At 45.4% G+C, this 18,369-nt stretch carries 15 protein-coding genes; 2 read left to right on the forward strand and 13 right to left on the reverse strand.

The window, feature by feature from the left end:
• Positions 1-837 precede the first annotated feature (837 nt).
• Together E5331_RS19440 and E5331_RS19445 are read right to left on the reverse strand one after the other, a co-directional pair.
• The gene (locus tag E5331_RS19440; RefSeq protein ID WP_123484664.1) at positions 838-1,527 is read right to left on the reverse strand and encodes a response regulator transcription factor; all 690 of its coding nucleotides are present in this window, start codon (positions 1,525-1,527) and stop codon (positions 838-840) included.
• On the reverse strand, positions 1,520-2,935 hold the full coding sequence (locus E5331_RS19445) for a sensor histidine kinase (protein ID WP_168355315.1): 1,416 nt from the start codon (positions 2,933-2,935) through the stop codon (positions 1,520-1,522). Before E5331_RS19445 ends, E5331_RS19440 begins: the two co-directional genes overlap by 8 nt.
• A 333-nt stretch (positions 2,936-3,268) precedes the next feature.
• Between E5331_RS19445 and E5331_RS19450 the strand changes: the two genes are divergently transcribed.
• Both E5331_RS19450 and E5331_RS19455 read left to right on the forward strand, forming a co-directional pair.
• On the forward strand, positions 3,269-5,311 hold the full coding sequence (locus tag E5331_RS19450) for a TonB-dependent receptor plug domain-containing protein (protein WP_135985696.1): 2,043 nt from the start codon (positions 3,269-3,271) through the stop codon (positions 5,309-5,311).
• A gap of 362 nt (positions 5,312-5,673) precedes the next feature.
• On the forward strand, positions 5,674-5,997 hold the full coding sequence (locus E5331_RS19455) for a helix-turn-helix domain-containing protein (RefSeq protein ID WP_123484667.1): 324 nt from the start codon (positions 5,674-5,676) through the stop codon (positions 5,995-5,997).
• Between the two features lie 98 nt (positions 5,998-6,095).
• Here E5331_RS19455 and E5331_RS19460 read toward each other — a convergent pair whose 3' ends face one another.
• The 11 genes from E5331_RS19460 to E5331_RS19510 all read right to left on the reverse strand — a co-directional run bounded on the left by E5331_RS19460 (position 6,096) and on the right by E5331_RS19510 (position 18,329).
• Positions 6,096-7,571, reverse strand: coding sequence for a helix-hairpin-helix domain-containing protein (locus E5331_RS19460; protein ID WP_135985694.1), 1,476 nt, complete (start codon positions 7,569-7,571; stop codon positions 6,096-6,098).
• A gap of 10 nt (positions 7,572-7,581) precedes the next feature.
• The gene (locus E5331_RS19465; RefSeq protein ID WP_275441316.1) at positions 7,582-9,051 is read right to left on the reverse strand and encodes a PP2C family serine/threonine-protein phosphatase; all 1,470 of its coding nucleotides are present in this window, start codon (positions 9,049-9,051) and stop codon (positions 7,582-7,584) included.
• Positions 9,052-9,093: 42 nt separating this feature from the next.
• Positions 9,094-10,140 (reverse strand): TerY-C metal binding domain-containing protein, encoded by a 1,047-nt coding sequence (locus E5331_RS19470; protein ID WP_135985692.1) that lies wholly within the window; start codon positions 10,138-10,140, stop codon positions 9,094-9,096.
• 71 nt (positions 10,141-10,211) lie between these two features.
• On the reverse strand, positions 10,212-10,871 hold the full coding sequence (locus E5331_RS19475) for an AIM24 family protein (protein WP_123484669.1): 660 nt from the start codon (positions 10,869-10,871) through the stop codon (positions 10,212-10,214).
• A 43-nt stretch (positions 10,872-10,914) separates the two neighbouring features.
• The gene (locus E5331_RS19480) at positions 10,915-11,553 is read right to left on the reverse strand and encodes a vWA domain-containing protein (protein ID WP_123484670.1); all 639 of its coding nucleotides are present in this window, start codon (positions 11,551-11,553) and stop codon (positions 10,915-10,917) included.
• Positions 11,554-11,635: 82 nt separating this feature from the next.
• On the reverse strand, positions 11,636-12,274 hold the full coding sequence (locus tag E5331_RS19485) for a vWA domain-containing protein (RefSeq protein WP_135985691.1): 639 nt from the start codon (positions 12,272-12,274) through the stop codon (positions 11,636-11,638).
• A 4-nt stretch (positions 12,275-12,278) separates the two neighbouring features.
• Positions 12,279-12,938: a TerD family protein gene (locus E5331_RS19490; RefSeq protein WP_123484672.1), complete on the reverse strand. Its 660-nt coding sequence runs from the start codon at positions 12,936-12,938 to the stop codon at positions 12,279-12,281.
• A 15-nt stretch (positions 12,939-12,953) separates the two neighbouring features.
• Positions 12,954-13,505 carry a TerD family protein gene (locus tag E5331_RS19495; RefSeq protein ID WP_275441317.1) on the reverse strand — a complete coding sequence of 184 codons (552 nt, stop codon included), beginning with the start codon at positions 13,503-13,505 and terminating at the stop codon, positions 12,954-12,956.
• 218 nt (positions 13,506-13,723) lie between these two features.
• The gene (locus E5331_RS19500) at positions 13,724-14,281 is read right to left on the reverse strand and encodes a TerD family protein (RefSeq protein ID WP_123484673.1); all 558 of its coding nucleotides are present in this window, start codon (positions 14,279-14,281) and stop codon (positions 13,724-13,726) included.
• A 286-nt stretch (positions 14,282-14,567) separates the two neighbouring features.
• On the reverse strand, positions 14,568-14,747 hold the full coding sequence (locus E5331_RS19505; protein ID WP_135985689.1) for a hypothetical protein: 180 nt from the start codon (positions 14,745-14,747) through the stop codon (positions 14,568-14,570).
• A 393-nt stretch (positions 14,748-15,140) separates the two neighbouring features.
• Positions 15,141-18,329, reverse strand: a complete 3,189-nt coding sequence (locus tag E5331_RS19510; RefSeq protein ID WP_168355316.1) for a T9SS type A sorting domain-containing protein — start codon at positions 18,327-18,329, stop codon at positions 15,141-15,143.
• Between the last annotated feature and the right edge of the window lie 40 nt (positions 18,330-18,369).

The raw sequence follows: 18,369 nt of genomic DNA on the forward strand, positions 1-18,369 counted from the left end.
CACGAATCTTTTCATTATACAAAATTTAATGATCATAAACCATAAACATTAAACCATAAACCATTTAAGTGAAGCAAGTTGGAAAACTTGCGAAACTTAAATTAATTATCATTTGCCAAGAAATGCCAATACTTTTCTATTTGCATTTATCTTAGGAATCACCATTGCATAGATGATGCTTATTTTTGCATGAGAAGAATCAATCCTTTCGGGAGGGGCACATTCTCTTTGTAATCTAATAAATGGTATCTGATATTTGATGCGGTTACTTATCAAGATTTTAGGATAATAGCCATCTATAGGCTGCGCGTACATTGATAGTTTTGCCAGACTCCTCAATTGTTTTCTCATCAAAAGCAGTGATAAGTGTAAGGTTATTACACTTCAATGGAGTTGAGGCTTTTAGCAACGCATTCAATTCACGACGATATGTCTTATCATTACTAATGTTATACGATACTTGTATCAACTCTATTACTGTGTTACGATGACAAACCACAAAATCCACCTCATAGCTATCGGTCAGATAGAAGTATATATCATAACCAACGCCATAAAACTGCGATAACTCGGTGTTTTAACCACTGAGAGCGCGGAGAACGCTGAGATTTTTTATTTAAATACTCTGTGTTCTCCGTGTGCTTCGCGATGCAATAAATCGGTATTTAGATTATGTCTTGAGACTTAAATCTTCTTTTGGGGACGTGTTAATTTTGATATTTCGGGAATTATGTCTATCTCTGTAAGTATCATTATATGGAATATTATATATGAAATAACGCTATAAAGTTCATTAAGATGATATTTATAGATAAGTCATTGGCAACGCCTTGAACCTTAATGAAAATTGTTGACAGTTAACATGTAGCCGAATCCTCGTTGGTTGATTATGGAGATTGTCGTGTCGTGGCGCAGGATACGGCGGAGTTTATGGATGTAGCCGTGTAGGGAGTTGCGGTTGCTTAGTTCATCTCGTCCCCATACGGCTATCATAAGCTCAGAGGCATCGACTGTTTTCCCTATATTTGAGGCAAATTTATCCAATATACGTGCCTCAATATTGGAGAGTGCGGTCTCTTTGCCGTGGAATATAAGTAGCTGTCCGGATTTGTTGAATCGGTATTGACCGATTTGGTAAATCACATCCTCTGCAACGATATCCTTGACCTTATTGCGCAGCAATGCTTTGATTCTTACCAGCAGTTCACGTAATTCAAATGGCTTTTTCAAATAGTCGTTTGCCCCACTTTCAAAACCTTCCTCCACATCATCAATAGTGCTTTTTGCTGTCAGAAATATTATGGGTACATTTGCTGATAGCCGCCTTATTTCCCGAGCCATAGCAAACCCGTCAAGTCCGGGCATCATGACATCGGCAACAATGAGATCAGCTCCCTCAGCCTTGTATTTAGCCAGACCGTCAATACCATTGAAGACAGAAATGACATCATAGCCCTGTTGCCGCAAAATATCACAGACAATCAGCGACAAATCTCGCTCATCTTCAACAAAAAGAATCTTATTCATGATTACAAAATTTTATTGTGAATGTGGATCCCAGTCCTTCCTGACTCTTTACAGAAATATCCCATCCCATCTTGTCAAGGATATGTCTTACATAATATAATCCTATTCCGTAGCCTCGGATATCTTGACGGTTGCCATGAGGTACGCGGTAAAATTTATCGAAGATGAAAGGTAGATTTTTTGATGGAATACCTATGCCATTGTCTGTAATTCCAATGCTTTCTGTATCAATGGATATTCGGATTGAGACAGATTCACCGGAATATTTTATCGCGTTATCGATAAGATTATTAATCACATTGGTCAGATGATACTTGTCGGCAGTCACTTCAATATCATCTGTCGTATCAATTTCAATGTCAATATCTTTCTCACCTCTCATTCGTTGCGCCTCAGCTATATCTCCAATGAGTTCCGGCAACTTGATTTTCTCCGGTTTCAGAGTCATTGTTTTTCTCCGCTCCATACTCATGGCAAGTATATTCTCCACAAGTTCTCCAAGACGTTTGAGTTGCTTCAAGGCTATGGAGAGGTATGCAGTTCTCTTGTCAGGATCGTTTGTTATATCGTAATTTAGCAATGCATCATTAGCCGAATAGGCTATGGCAATGGGGGTCTTCAATTCATGAGTCATGTTACTTACAAAATCATCCTTCATTTCTTCTATGGTACGCAATTTGGAAACAGTATGGAACAGATATAGGAAGGCAGCGGCAAAAGCTACCATCAGAAGAAAAACGGTGATGATGACACCCAGCATCTGCGACAGTATGTGACGGGTGAGAGGCGTCATGTAAGCTTTGTAATATATTCCATCGTTGGGATTGATGTTTATACGGAATGAATCCAATCCTGACTCCCCTTTAAAATTTTCATTACGGTAGATGACGGAATCGTTGCGGTTGACGACCTCCACGCATAAGAAATCAGGATAGATGAATCTATTGGCAAGCTGATTGCTCAATACGCTGTCCATCACTTCCATATCGTAAGGTATATATTTATCCATTATAACATGGAACTGTCTGCTCATTGCGTCTACCATCTGATTTGAGTAGGTCCTGTTTTCCGATAGCATAGCTACCTCTTCCACGACACTTCCGTCAACCTCGGTCCTTACGGATATAAGTTGTCCGTTGTCATCTCTATAGGTAGTTGCCTCAGCTTTTTTAGGTGGTGTATGAGTGGTAGAGTCTTCTTGCATCTGTACATTTGACGTCAATCCTTGTGCTCTCCCTGCGCGAAACATAAGGTCGTCAATATCAGCGTCTGCCATTGCGGTCATGACCTCACGCTCAACATCTTTTCTGATAGAACCATATAATTTTACAAGATAAAATAGATTGCAGCCGAAAATGACTGCAATGGCAGATATGAATATTATGGAATTTATTCTGAATTTTGTCATACACAAATTTATATAAGTAACCAACCATATTAAAACGATACTAAAATAACCATCTTTTGAGGAACTATGAAATCCCTCATCAGTCATAATGGAACCCCATTACTCCATCTTCGGGCTTCCATATTTCCTTCAAAATATTAGCCATTTTATTGTATAGTTTTAATATGGCTGGTTACTTAGATACAAAATTACATATTATATTTCGTATTGCTATCCGGGATAATACAGATTTAAGACTAAATAAGGGAAGACTTAAGATTAAATAAGGCTGTGGATAAGAATTTAAGCGTAATACAGTTATAATTTTGCGCAATAATAATAAAATCAACGATTATGAAGCGCATATCAATCATTCTAACTCTCTTGTCTGCGTCTACCTATATGAGGGCTCAACAGGAGATTCCCGACAGTATCGGTAGTCAGAATCTGCAGGAGATAGTAGTGAAAGGGGAAAGACCTCAAATCAAAGGAGAGGATGGCATTATGGTAGTTGACTTACCGACTATCGTCAAGGATAAACCTGTGACTAATATATTGGAAGCATTAGGTTATCTTCCTGGAGTTGTCAGTAATGGCGGAGAGATAGGTTTGAGCGGGGCATCCTCCGTCTCTATTATCATTAATGGGGAACCTACTACGATGCCATTACAGAATCTATATCAACTCCTTTATTCCACTCCTGTTGAAAGATTGAAGAATGTAGAAATCATGTACTCTGCCCCTGCCAAGTATCACGTCAACGGTGCTGTGATCAATATTGTCATGAGAACTCCAAGACCTTTGGATGGTCTTATGGGTCAGGCAACGCTTGGATATAATCAGGCTAACTACGCATCCTATTCGGGGGGATTGAATGCTGCATACGCTGTCAAGGACTGGACATTCGATATGAATTGGTCGCTCGTCCGAAAGCAATCCTACAATCGGCAAGAAACATATTCCAATCACCGTCTTGATGGCACTCTCCATAATATTGAGGACGATATGAGTCAGATAGGTAAAGCATGGACAAATCTCGTATATGCCGCCGCAGCATATAAGAAACTTAAATTCTCCTATAATGGACAAATTACATCGGGAATCCGCAACATGAGTCTTGCTGCCGGAACATTCGGAGATTTCAAGAATATATATGAAGGTTTGTCGCCTACAAGCTATCATAATATAGCTCTGCGATATGAAACTCCATTCGGACTTACTATCGGTGGAGACTACACCCATTATTATGAAAACAGATGTCAGAATCTTTTCCGGGGAGATGTGGAGCAAATTAATTCAGAAAATTATCAGAACATAACTCGCTGGCACGCATATCTGGATCAGGAACATTCCATAGGAGTATGGACATTAGGATATGGTGTGGATTATCAGCATTCGGATGATAAAAGCCGTCAAACATACATCTTCCCTCAGCAACGCGGATTTGACAACACCTTGCGTGAGGATGTGGCAAGTGCTTATATCGGAGGTCAGGCTTCATTTGCATGTGGACTGTCATTCAATGCCTCCCTAAAGGCGGAATATTTCCACAACGATTACCGGCACAACTGGAATATGATCCCGCAGCTTGGCGCAACTTATTACGAGACTCCAAAGAGTATATTTCAACTTAATGTCAGCACACAACGTGTGTATCCTTCATATTGGGAACTACATGGAGGGACATCCTACATCAACGACTATTCGGTGATTCTTGGTAATCCCACGCTTCAGCCATATATGAACTATTCCGGACAGTTGAGTTATATATTCCGTCAGAAATATGCCGCCACGTTATACGCACTCTATGCCGATGACTATTTCGTGCAACTTCCATATCAATCCACCTCCGATCTTCATCTGATATTTCAGACTCTGAATCTGGATTATTCACGTACTGTCGGGTTGCAACTTCATTTACCTTTTGATGTTAAAAACGTTTGGAATGTAACGGCCACGTTAAATGTCTACCATGCCCGTCAGAAGTCAGTAAAATTCCATGATCTTAGTTTTGATAATAAGCGTTGGGGCATCTATGCCGGATGGGATAATACAATCCGCTTTACTCCGACATCTCCGGTATCATTATCAGTGTCTGCCTCTTATATGGCAGGCATGATACAAGGCGGCGGATGTATGGATCCTCTGTGGAAGATTGATGCCGGTATTAAGTGGCAATTCGGCAAGAAACGCTGTTGCGAAATTGATCTGAAAGCCACAGATATCTTCAATATATGCAATCCGACATTTAAAATAGACTTTTCAGGACAAGATTATTGTATGAAGTCGCATGATATGAACCACAATATCAAGTGTACTTTCGTCTGGCGTTTCAATGGCTTCAAGCCTAAGAATGAGGTAAATATTGACACTTCAAGATTTGGAGCCGGACAATAATTTAGGATTAATTTAAAGTGAACCGCTGTCGGAGAATCAGCCACTCCGGTGGCGGTGTCCGTTAGTGTTTTGCCTACGCCATAAAACTGCGATAAATCGGCATTTTGGGTGGTATCAGACTGCGCTAAATCTCAATTTTAACGAACCACTGAGAGCGCGGAGAACGCAGAGATTTTTTATTTAAATACTCTGTGCTCTCCGTGTGCTTTGTGGTGCAATAAATAGGTATTTAGATTATGTTTTGAGACTTAAATCTTCTTTTGGGGATATGTTAATTTTGATATTTCGGGAATTATGTCTATCTTTGTAAGTATCATTATATGGAATGTTATACATGAAATAACGCTATAAAGTTCATTAGAATGATATTTACTGATAAGTCATTGGCGACGCCCGACGTTGTGCGGATTCTTGGAGAGCGATTTCGTGATTACAGGATGAGATTAAGGCTGACACGCAAGGAGGTTTCTGTGGCAGCCTCAATCGGTATGACCACACTTTATAAGTTTGAGACCGGCAATATGACCGACATCTCATTCCGCACGTTGTTCCGTCTTTTGAGGGTGATCGGTCTTGGCGAGAATTGGAAACAGTTGTTGCCGGAATTGCCGGAGTCGCCGGAGTCGCCCTATCTATATGATGACAACGACAAGAAGATGCAACGCGTAAGACATTCAAAGAAATGAAATATCTGAAAGTAAAATGAACAACGCCGTCGGAGGGGTGATTCTCCGGCGGCATTGTTTGTTAGAGATTTGTCGGGGGCTTTGGTTGGGGGGTAGAATCAGTTGTTGACGAGCTGGACCACGATGAGGCGGTCGCCGTCGTTCTTGCCGAGGAGTATCTTTTTACCCTCTGTCAGCTCTACGGCTTGTCCGATCTCAATCTTCTTGTCGGTGTCCTTATCCCATAGGTTGGGGAGACGTCGGTTAATGAGTATCCATTTGCCATTGTGGAAGTGGAAGTCACCCACGGGACGCTTCTCTTCGGCGGTCAGTTTCTCATTCGGGAAAATGAATCTGTTGACGTGCCACATATATAATGACTGGTGATGATACACCATAAGCCGATAATTCTCCGGTTTAAACACACCCGGTTTCGGAGAATAATACAGGTTGAGCACCGGTAGCTGTCCGTGATACTCCGTTCCGCAGAAGGGACACCGGGGTTTCGTGGTATTGTCGAATACAAACCATTTTGCCTCGCAGTTGGGATTCTGGCATGGCTGCATGAGGTCGGTGGTCTTCACAAGGGCGGTCAGCCATTCGTCAGCAGTGGGACGCAGAGCCGGGTTATGAAGCCCGTCGATAAACGCCTTATTGAAAAGTTGCTTCAGATATGGTCCGCAGATAGAGTAGGGGAGTTTCTCCACATCCCCCTGTGGCAGTTCCGACGGAGCCATGTTGGCGATCTTCGGACGGTTGCTCGTATCGTATGGGTGCTCGATAAATAGAGCCTTGCTTCCCATGGAAAGCTCCTCATCCTTGGCAGGATCAAGGTCGTTGACCTTTCCCCCTCGTAATGGATGACGATAAAGCAGATACATGTATATCATCACGGCAAGGGCATGTCTGTCGGTCTGTATGCTCGGCAACTTCTTATTCGGATCGCCAATTTTCAGGGATCTTGTCGCAAGCACCTCCGGAGCTATGAAGTCGGGCGTACCCACCACGTCCGGCGGATATTTCCCCGGCACCACAAGTCCGTCGCAGTCAATCACGCAGGCGGTGCCGGTCTTCGGGTCTACAAGCACATTGTTGTAGGAGAGGTCGGAGTGAGCGAGACCGGCGGCATGCAGACGTTTCACGGCACGCGCTATCTGTATCAGCATGTGGAAATGCGTCAGCCAAGTCCCCTTAAACTCATGCTCCACGAAACGGTTGCGCAGCTTCGCTGATGCGAACCATTTACCGATTTTCTCCTTACCTTTGAATTTCCCCCCTTCAAAGAAGAAATGCTTCTGATAGGCGGGAACTACCACACCGAGTTTCCCTTCCCATTCCACCAGCTTCGTAGGCCAGCAGAAGAGTTTATCCCAATAGTCGCCGCCCGGCTGATTGAAAATCTTGTCGCGGTATATGCCGGTGATATTATGCAGGCGGTCCTTGGCATTCGCATCCTGCGGGGTGCGGAAAAAACCTACCACATAACTCTTGTCGGGGCTGAAATATACATCTTTCATAGCACCTGAGCCGATTACCTCATCGACAAATTGCACTGTCGAACCGTCGGTGGCCTTAAGGGTAATAGTATTTGCCATAAGTCAGTTGTCAGTATAATATTGCGATGGTTCTGTCGTCATGTTCACCCGGTTTCCAGAAATCGAGCCATTTGAGCAGACCCTCCTTCACGTTCTCATTGTCGTCTGATAGATCCACTCCCGGTATATCATCCTCCGGGAAACCGTTGGATAGCTTATCCCAAAGGTCGTCCCATCTGTCGATATTATTCAGGTTGGCTTCGGTGCCAAACATCGGGTCACTCACGCCGTCGGTCATGAGCATAAGGGCGGTGAAGTCTGGCACGATGCCGAATCTTAGCCGCTGATATAGCGATCTGGCGTCGCGGAATATCTCAGGCATGGTCAGGAATCTTGTCTGACCGGAAAATTCCCCCTCATCAGGCACCCCGAGAAGCCTTGCCGTGTGTTTCTCACGATTGTAGATGCACATCGCGCCATCGCCTACCCAGAATGAGGCTACAAACCATCCGAAATCCAATTTCTTGCAGATTGCAAGCAGAAGGGTAGTGGCGAAATCCTTCGGTTTAGTCCCCTCTACGTTATCCGAGAGTGCATTTATCGCCTTATGAGCCATGAATGCTGCGTTACCTACGATAGAATATACAGCATCCCCCAAGATCTTGCGGGCAGTCTCTTCATCGTTAGCATTCCTGTAGTTATTGATTTTCTCTTCAAAAGCTGACGCATCCGCAAGTTTTGTCTTGCAGAAATCGACAACTGTATTGCATGCCACTTCCGAACCTTTTCGTGAGAAACGGGCTGAGCCTGCGCCGTCAGCCACTGCAATGATATACCAATCGTTGTCGTCGGAATGAAACAGACGGAAATGATCATCGCGAGCCTTTCCCTCCTGCGCATGGCTGCGTCCGCGCTTGCTTGCCGCCACCATATCCTTTCTTGGTGACCCGTCGGGACCTGCCTTTATGATAATCTGTTCAGCCTCGCAATCCTCCTTAAAGAATTGAATATCGGTTGGAGTGGGTATATCCTTCCAAAGATCACGCGGATTGGGATTCACAGCAAACGGAATCTTGCGCTCAAGCAGCGGTTCCCCTTCAAGCCAACCGTGATATTTATATCTCAGGGTGAAGTGGAAATCACCTGTGACTTGTGGAGTGCCGGCAATTTTGAATACGCCGTCAGAGTCATGTAGCACAATGAGTCCTAACTCATCCGGACCCTCTATACTGAAGTCGAAGGCATCCTCTGTCGGAAGCGTTATTACCGGAGAGGAATAATGCTTCCCTTTTGTGGCATTAGGAATCACGATAGGGTGGCTGTCTATCCGGTTCTTGACTATTATTTTCTTATCCATACGATCTTTCTGATAATTATTCCATGCTTCAGTCGTCATCCATCGGATGAAATCCTTAGTCTCAGGAGTGGAGGCGGAAATCCCGTTCTCCGACAACATCGACTTTAAAAGCCTGCATGAATCAATATTGTTTCCCGAATTGTAACCGCGTCGGAAATCGCGTTTTCTACGGTAATTATTCATTAGAGTAGTCCATTGTAATTATCCCGGTGTTAACCTTTTTAATTAACCTTGGGTACGTTTTACATCGATACCACCTTCGCCTACAGTGACCAGTTCGCCCTGCATACCGCACCATGGGCAATGGTCGTTGGCATTCTCTCCGGCACAGAATATATTGCCGCATTCACATACCACGAACCCATATTGATTGCCGCAGCATGGGCAGGTAGGACGTCCGTAGAGAAGATTGGTGTTGATATTCTTGCCAAGAGCCTTACCGTCGGAAAGCTGCGCGTATTTCGCCTCATCGATGGGATACGTGCCGACGAGACGGAATCCCTGCTGAATGAAATCCTCAATATCCTCCGGATTGCCAAACCGTCGGGCAAATTTGACCAGATACGGCTTACCGGTAGTCTGGCATTTCCCCATCATTACCGCGAAATTCTCATCTACTTTGCCCCCGGTGCCAGGTTCTACCTTCGTAAGATTTATGCCTGATGTGGATGGGAGCTTAAGACCATCGTCACCGGTCTCCTCCACAGCCACGCTCGACGTCCTTATGGAAGCCGTTATCCATTTGAAGAATTGCCGGAATGATTCCTTGTCGGTCTGTTTCAGCAATAGGATATTATTGGATAGCTGACCGAGGATAAGGGTATTGACATTATCGCCTATGGAAATGCACACCATATTGCAGTGCGTCCTGTACTTATCATTCCATCGTTTGAAAGTCCGGTGATAATCATCGGTCGGGTTGCCATCGGTAAACAGGAAGATTATCGGTTTCCAGTCGCCTTTCACCTCCAGAGTGGTCTTCTGAATGTCGTGGTCGATGGAATCCATCAGATAATCCATTGCGACGCCGAGCGACGTGCCTCCACCGACAGGAAATACCGGAGGATAGAATTTATATAATTCAGTCAGGGGGGAGAGCGTGATAGCTTTCCCGGCGAAAGCTATTATTGACACGTAGACAGTCTCAAGGGCGTATGGATCCATGCGCAATTCCTGGATAATGGTGTGCATGCCATTCTGTACCTCTTCAATCGGTTGCCCTACCATCGACTCAGAGACGTCGATAAGGAAATAGACAGGGAGTCTTCGCATTTTGGTATTATTATAAGAGTGGTTTACAAGCATTCTTTGACAGTCATGACGCACTATGGGTGCGTCCGCGTTTAGGAATTTATGTGGGGAATAATCTTTCCGGGACTCAGATATACCTTCCCGGGTCCGGAAATTCTGAGCATGCTCAACCCCTCCCCACCGAATACGTTCTTCAATGACCAGGCGGAAGAGAGCTGATGCTCCTGAATGCCCTGCATTGCGATGATATGATCTTCGTCTACCTCAATCATCTCGCCATATCCCAACTCTTTCATTATGGGTTGCCCCTTGCAGTCGAGGAATACGGTGGAGGTGCCGGATATTTTCTGAAGGAATACCCCCATGCCGCCCATTATGCCGGCGATTGAGATTTGAGTGGAGACATTCACCATATTGTTGGATGCTACGTAGACCCCTTTATTGCATATCAGGGTCTCATTCTGAATCTTCACGGGAGTTAATCCGAACGACCCTCCTAAAACGAGCCGTCTGTTCCTGTTTGAACGGTTGATATAGTGAACGAGGAAAAAGGATTCACCGGATAATTTTGCACCTATCAGATTGCCTATCGCACCGAGTGCGCCGGTGCCGTTGCCACCGTTCATTACGGTCTCCTTCTCGATGCCTTGCTCCAGATATATCAATGCCCCTTTCTGTGCGAAGAAATCCTCGCCGGGCATTAGTTCCACTTCAATATGTTGGATAAAGTTGCCAACTAATTTCACGTTCATAGTTCAAATGTTTAAAATAGATGAGTTGGGTGGGCAGATAAAGTCAGATCACAACATTTATTTCGTCCGGCGGTGGAGGTAATGCCACATCATCAGTGGCACCGATGGACTTTCCACCCTCCTCGATTATGCCGCTTACCCATTTGAAGAACTTCATGAAGGCGGTGCTGTCCATCGAATCGATCTGGAATACTTTGTCGGTGAGCATCAGAAGCTCATCGGTCTTGGCTTTCGGACCGGCGGCGAGTGCGACGATATTCGTGAAGTGATGACTTTTCACTTTCGGGATAGCCTCCTTATACACCTGAAGATCGGAAGGTTTTCCGTCGGTCATAAGGAACAGTATAGGCATCCAGTCACCTTTCTGATCGGGAGTGCCTTTCCTCACTTCCTGATCAACCTTCTCGCAAAGCATCTCAAGGGCGGCACCGGTGAACGTCGGACCGCTTTCCGGAACATTTATTTCCGGCATCTGTATCTGATCGATTGGAGTGAGAGGTAGAACCTGCTTCACTTCCCTGTCAAACGTGATAATGCTGATGCTTACCGTGTCGAGTGCGTAAGGATCAGTACGCAGAGTTGACAGCATAGCCTCGATGCCGACCTTTACAGATTCAATCGGCTCACCCCTCATTGACCCGGAGGTGTCGATAAGCAGATATACTGGTAGTCTTCTTGACATAAACTGATTGCGTTATCTTATTGTGTATATTTATAGACGACTCCGGCAGGAAAACCCGTGCCGGAGTCGAGTAAGTATGATTTCACACGACAATGTTGACTTCCGGAGGGGGCGGCGGGAGCTCGCTGAGCGATCCCATCTCTTTCCCGGTCTCCTCCACCTTCATGGATCCGGCACTGACAGATGCTGATACCCATTTGAAGAATGATTGGATTTTTGCAGAATCGGCGTTTTCGATGGCTATAACGTTTTCTGTGATCTGTTTCAGCACACTTGTATCGACACCCTTTCCTACTGCACAAGCCACCACAACTCCGAACTTGCGTTTCCTAAATTCCTCAAGTCCCTTCTGAATGTTGTCGGTAGGCATACCGTCGGTCATTATGAACACGAGTGGTTTCCAGTCGCCTTTCATCTCAGAAGTGGTCTTAGTCACCTCCTGATCCACTTTCGTGGCAAGGAGGGAGAGAGCCTCGCCAAGAGCTGTGCAACCGCTTGCTTCCAGGTTAGGAGCCTGGAAATTGGCAAGCTCGGTGAGAGGCGTCACCTGTTGAGCGGTGCTGTTGAATGTGATGATGCTCAGATATGCAGTTTCCAGGGCATACGGGTCGGAACGCAGTGTGCTGACAAGCACCTGCACGCCGTTTTTGACAGCCTCGATAGGCTCGCCATACATTGAGCCGGAAGTGTCGAGCAACAGATATACCGGTAGTCTTCTCATATTGTCATTTGTAGTTTGTGGCAATTCTTTTGATAGTCTCGCAAAGGTTGGCATCAGCGTATGCATCTCCGATGGCGGAGAATTTCCATTCGCCGTTGCGACGGTACAGTTTACCCATTATGAGGGCGGTCTTTCCGCTGTATTGCGGTTCGGCAGCCACGTCATATTGCGCGAATACCTCTTTCACACGCTGGGGAGTGCCTTCATACATCCTGATGGATGCGTATGGAATCTGAGAGAAATCCTCCTTGCCGCAGTTGTTGAGGAAGAAGAAGATCTGCGACACGTTGGGGGATACGCGGGTGAGGTCTACAGTTATTATTTCGTTGTCGAGACCGTCATTGCCGTTCTGGTCACCCTTCAGATCGTCGCCCGAATGATGCAGGGCGAAATCGTTGGAGTCGATTTTACCGGGAGGCATGCCGTAGCGGGCGAGAAACTCACGTTTGTAAAGCGGAGAGTAGATATGATCGCAAAGATTGCCGTTGGCGTCAAGCATAACGCAGCTGAGATCCAAGTCAACGTCCTGCACGTTTTTACCGAATCCGAGGAATCCCCCCTTTTCGATTGCGCCCCAGTTGCAACCCACACAGAATTGGGTAAGTTTCGAACCATTATTCTTCTCAAGGTTGATTCTCTGACCTTTTTCTAATCGTATAGCCATATCCTCTACATGTTTTTAGTTATACTTATCAAGGAATGCCGCCAATCCTTGCTTATATCCGATGCCCATAGCCTCGAATTTCCATTGCCCGTTGCGTTTGTACAGGCGACCGAACTCCACGGCAGTCTCTACGCTGAAATCCTCTTCCAGTTCATATTTAGCAATCTCCTCGTGAGTGTCGGTGTTATAGATGCGGATGAAAGAGTTGCGCACCTGACCGAAATTCTGTCGGCGCTCATCAGCTTTGTGGATTGTCACCACGAAGCAGATCTCAGTGGCACGCGGATCGATCTTGCTCAGGTCGATGTGTATGCTTTCGTCGTCGCCTTCCCCTTCGCCGGTAAGGTTGTCGCCGGTGTGTTCCACAGCTTCATCAGGCGATTTCAGATTGTTGTAGAATACGAAATACTCATCGGAAAGAATCTTCTTATTCTCACCAAGAATGAAAGCCGACGCATCAAGGTCGAAATCAGAGCCCGTATCAGAGCTATTGGTATCCCATCCCAGTCCGATTGTAAATTTCGGGAGGTCGATGGTCACTCTTTGTCCTTTTTCTAAATTAATCATGATCTTAAATATTGGTTTTGTTTTATGTTGCAAATTTAAATATAGAAAGAGAGTGGTTGTTATTTTCTGCAACATTATAATTATTCTGCTTTCGGAATATGTCTTGCAGATTGCAATGTTACAACATTAACGCCGTAATGTGTCAGCATCTGTCATTCTCCAACCTCAAGACATCCGTCGGTTATAACGGAAAAAATGGTGATAGGGTTGAGTGTCCGTTATCTTACGTACTTGTCGACGAGAGCCTGTAGGCCGCCTTTGCAACCGTAGCCCATAGCCTCGAATTTCCATCCGCCGTTGCGTTTGTATAGGCGACCGAACTCCACGGCAGTCTCAGTGGAGAAGTCTTCGTCAAGCTCGTATTTTGCTATCTCCTCATTTGTGATGGCATTGTATATGCGGATGAAGGAATTGTGCACCTGTCCGAAATTCTGACGACGTTGCACAGCCTCATGTATCGTGACTGTGAACAGGATCTCCTGTATGCGCGGGTCAACTTTATCAAGGTCTACGGATATGGTCTCGTCGTCACCATCGCTGTTGCCGCCTGTGAGGTCGTCGCCAGAGGATTCCACCGCACCGTCGGGCGAAACAAGATTGTTGTAGAATACGAAGAATTCATCTTCCGGCAGTTTGTGGTCGGCATCAAGCATGAAAGCTGATGCGTCAAGATCAAAGTCATAACCGGTGCTTTGGTTGGGATCCCATCCCAGACCTACGCCTACTTTCTGCAGACCGATTTCAATGCGTTGTCCCTTCTGAAGGTTAATAGCCATAAGTTTTTCAATTAAATTGTTTTTAAATAAGATTCCGAGTTCTTGTTGGTATGATAAGCGACATGAGGGAATCTGAATATACATAATGAAGCCCTTGCAACTTCATTGATTACAAAGTTACACAACTTTTCCGATTTTACAAAAAAATACATCATGCACATCATGGTTCTGACATCATGCACATTATGGATATTACATCAAGCACATCAAGTTATGACATTATGCACAAAATAATTTGATGTGCATGATGTTATTTCATGATGTGCTTGATGTGTGCATGATGTATTTACTTCTGTATTGCTTTGGCTGTCCATCCCATTACAATCATAAATAGTAGATACCATGAGAATGAGATCTGTGTGAAGAATGACACTTCCAGCAATTCAAAAAGAGGATATGACAAAGGTGCTGCAATACCTAAGATAATCAATACCCAATACAATATGTTCTTTCCTGTTTCAGTCATATTAATTATAAGGTAAAATGTGAATATTAATGAATTTATCTTTTTTCGCGGAATGGATTATAACTCCATTTTTTTTGCGATAATTAACTATAATCTTGAGGTTTTGTTAAACAAAATAATCGTATTGATTGCAAAATTATATAAATTTGTCGTTTTATGCAAAAAATACATCACGCACATCATGCTAATACATTATGCACATAAATTATTTTGTGCATGATGTCATAATCATGATGTGCATAATGTATTAGCATGATGTTATCCCATGATGTGCATGATTTGTGCATGATGTTATTTCATGATGTGCATGATGTATAAAAAAGACGGGGAGTGTCGTCAATATGACACTCTCCGTCTCATTTTAGAGGATTGTTAGTCGGTTTCTACGATTGCTTATCGTTTGATGAAACGATGCGATTCGTTCTTGCCACTGCTTGTCACGGTGAGGATGTGGACTCCTGTGGCGTTTTCACCGATGTTGATGCTGTAGGCGTTTCCGCTTGTCACGTCAATGTCGGAGTTATATACGCACTTGCCTGCGGCATCGAAGATCTGGATCAGGAACTTGCCGGAAGCAAGAGCCTTGAATCCGAGAGTCTCGTCGAATGCAGAGGAATCAAGCGTGATAAGACCGTTGCCGGATGTCGTGATCTCATCAATGCCGGAAGCATCGGTCACAGTCACCACTACCGGAACAGAAGAGGAGAGACCCTCGCCATCTGTTGCGATGATCTGACCCTTGGCAGTGCCGAGAGCACGACCCTGGAACACTACGCCTGTCGATGTGGTGAACGCATCCACGAATGAGTTGGCGGGGAAGTCCAGCTCGTATGAGAGTTCGTCGCCGTCAGGATCGGAGAAGTGCTCAGCGAATGTAACCACTTCCGAGAGATCACCCACCTTTATAGTGAGATTAATCTCATTAGAGGCTTCTGGAGCACGGTTCACGTCTTCCACTTCGTATGTCACAGCGGCTGTGGCTACATGACCGAGAGCATCAGCAGCAGCTATATTAAAGAGATATGAGCCCTCCTGACCGAATTCCGGTTTTAGAGCCACGTTGACAGTGAATGGCATTGTCGCACCATTTACGGAGATTGTGCCGTTATCATCTTTTGTGGCAGAGACGTTGGTGTCTCCCTCTGCCGGAACCACTCCATCTATTGATGCGATACCTGCGGCATCGTTGAGAGAGATGGTAACGTCATCGCCATCCTCATCAGCTACGGTGATTGCCACGATTGTGGTCTGTCCCTCCTTGGCATATACCTTTGAGGATGGTGCGCTGATTACCGGTGCACCGTTCTTGTCGAGATATATCGGGTAGTTAACCACTGGCTGGTTGGGGTCATTGCTCTTAATCACGATGACAGCCTTGTTGTTCTTCTCAAGGCGTGCAGCGGCAGCATTCACCTTCACCTGTATCTCCTTACCTTCAGAGATGCCGATCTCGCCCTCTGTCTCTTCGTTCAGCAGGCTGATCCACGGTTCGCCCGGAGTTGTCTCAAGGCAAGAGAGGATATAGCCAAGCGAGCCATATTGAGACTCAAACAACTGGGCGACGTCAAACCAACCGCTGTTTTCAGTCCAGCCGAGATAACGTCCTTCAGTGACGGGTTCTTCCTTGACGCAGAGATAGGTGGGATACAGTATGCCTTCTGGATACGTAACAACCACACAGAACTCCTCTTCAGGATTCATGTAAACCGGACGTTCAAGCGGTACGAGATAGAATCTGCCCTGACTCATTCCGGTCTCAGGATTAATCTGAGAATCGATGAATAGGGAGCCACGTCCGATTACTTCACCGTTATCCTCCGGATTAGAGCCGGAAATCAGTTCAAATTTGATGTTGACATTCTCTGCCTCCTCAATGCTTACAGGGATATAGATATGCGAGATATTGATACCCTCTTTCGGAGCCTTGAAAGCCACGGCAGCCTTGTAAACGTCAAATGCAGTGTTAGCACCGTAGTTATAGGATGCAGTGTTTCCGGGCATAGCCTCATAATAAAGAGCCGAGTTGAAATCGAAGTCAGAGGGGAGGTCATACGGATTGACGTTGCTGTTGTCGGCAGCCTTTATCTTGGCGAGCATACCCTCTGCAAGATCGAAGGGTGCAGCCTCATTCGTTGCAACCGACTTGCGGAATGTAGCCGGGGCGATTCCACCACCGAGGTCTTCCTCCACTTCACCTACGCCCGACGGGTCAAGACGGAGTGAATATTTGAGAGTGTATTCGCCATCATTAGAGATGTTGAGAGTCTCTACGGAAGAATGGTCGTCTGCAGCGTTCGACACGCGGATCTCCTGCTTGTCGAATGTCATTGCTGGCGCGGGAGTGACAATAAACTTGACGTTTACGGTCTTCTCTACAGAGTCTGAACCATCGGTGGTGTAGGTGATGGTGACAGGTATGTCAGTCTCACCCGGAGTCATCCAATAGTCACTCTCCATCATCGGTATTGCAAATTCAACAGGTGTGCGACCTACATTCATCGGCATGAAGAAAGAGGGGTCCACCTGCTGCCAACTTATTTTGCCGGTTGGTTCGCCTGTGATGAAGTTAATCTCCGGAAGTTTGGCAAACAGCATGAATGCCGGGAACTCCGTGCCGAAGTATTCATCAAAAATCATCGGAGACTCGTATGAAACTCCGGTAACTGTAAATTCAGCGGAACCCTCATTAGCAACAGAGAAGTATGCAGCATAGCAAGCACCGAGATTCACAAGAGGATCGGAGAAGTCAGTGCTGCGGAATGCAAGCACGTTCTCTATGCTCACACCTTCCGGAATGACGGGTTTAGCCTCGCCGGTGATTGTCAGGTTGACGGGTATCTCTACAGATTCCTTGGAAGGAACGTTTGTAGTCAGAGTCAGGTTGCTTGAATATTCACCAGCCATGCGGTCGGTGTTGAGACTGATGCCGATCACGTCTTTCTCTCCCGGAGCGACAGTGTTCTTGACCACCGGAGTGAAGGCAACTGCATTGTTGAATGCGATGTAACGCTCCGGAAGACGGATGAACTGGCTTGCATCATCATTCACCACACCGGCAAGACCGAACGGCGACATGATGTTGGAGTTCTCATCAAATGCCTTGTATTGGAACTTGAAGCTGCCATCTTTTTCAAGGATAAGCTGATAGCATACTCCATAGTTCATAGAGTTGCCATATTCCATGAACGAAACTACGGCGCGGTCTTCGGTCACATAGTGATATGTGCCACCGGTCTTAGTGGTGTTCATTGAATGTAGACCCCAGTATGGCGCGATGATATTGTTGAATACGGTGCCTTCGGGGAAGTCGCCCGGAGGTTCAGGCCAGATCTTGTCATCACGACGCGGTGTGAACGATACGAAACCGGTGTTGTAGACATACATCTTGGAGTATTTCTTTCCGTAGAATGGGAATTCGAAAGGAAGATCCACCTCGATGAAGTCATGGTTCATATAATAGCGGTATGCATTCTGCTCGCCAAGACCGTTTGATACGATATCAATCCAGTCGAACGATGTCTTATTGTCGACGGAAGCCCCGTATACATAAGATACCACGGAATTCTCTCCTGACTTCGTCACTTTTTGAGGGTTAAAAATAAATATCATTGATAATTAGAGA

Source organism: Lepagella muris, from assembly GCF_004793975.1.
GTDB classification, from domain to species: domain Bacteria; phylum Bacteroidota; class Bacteroidia; order Bacteroidales; family Muribaculaceae; genus Lepagella; species Lepagella muris.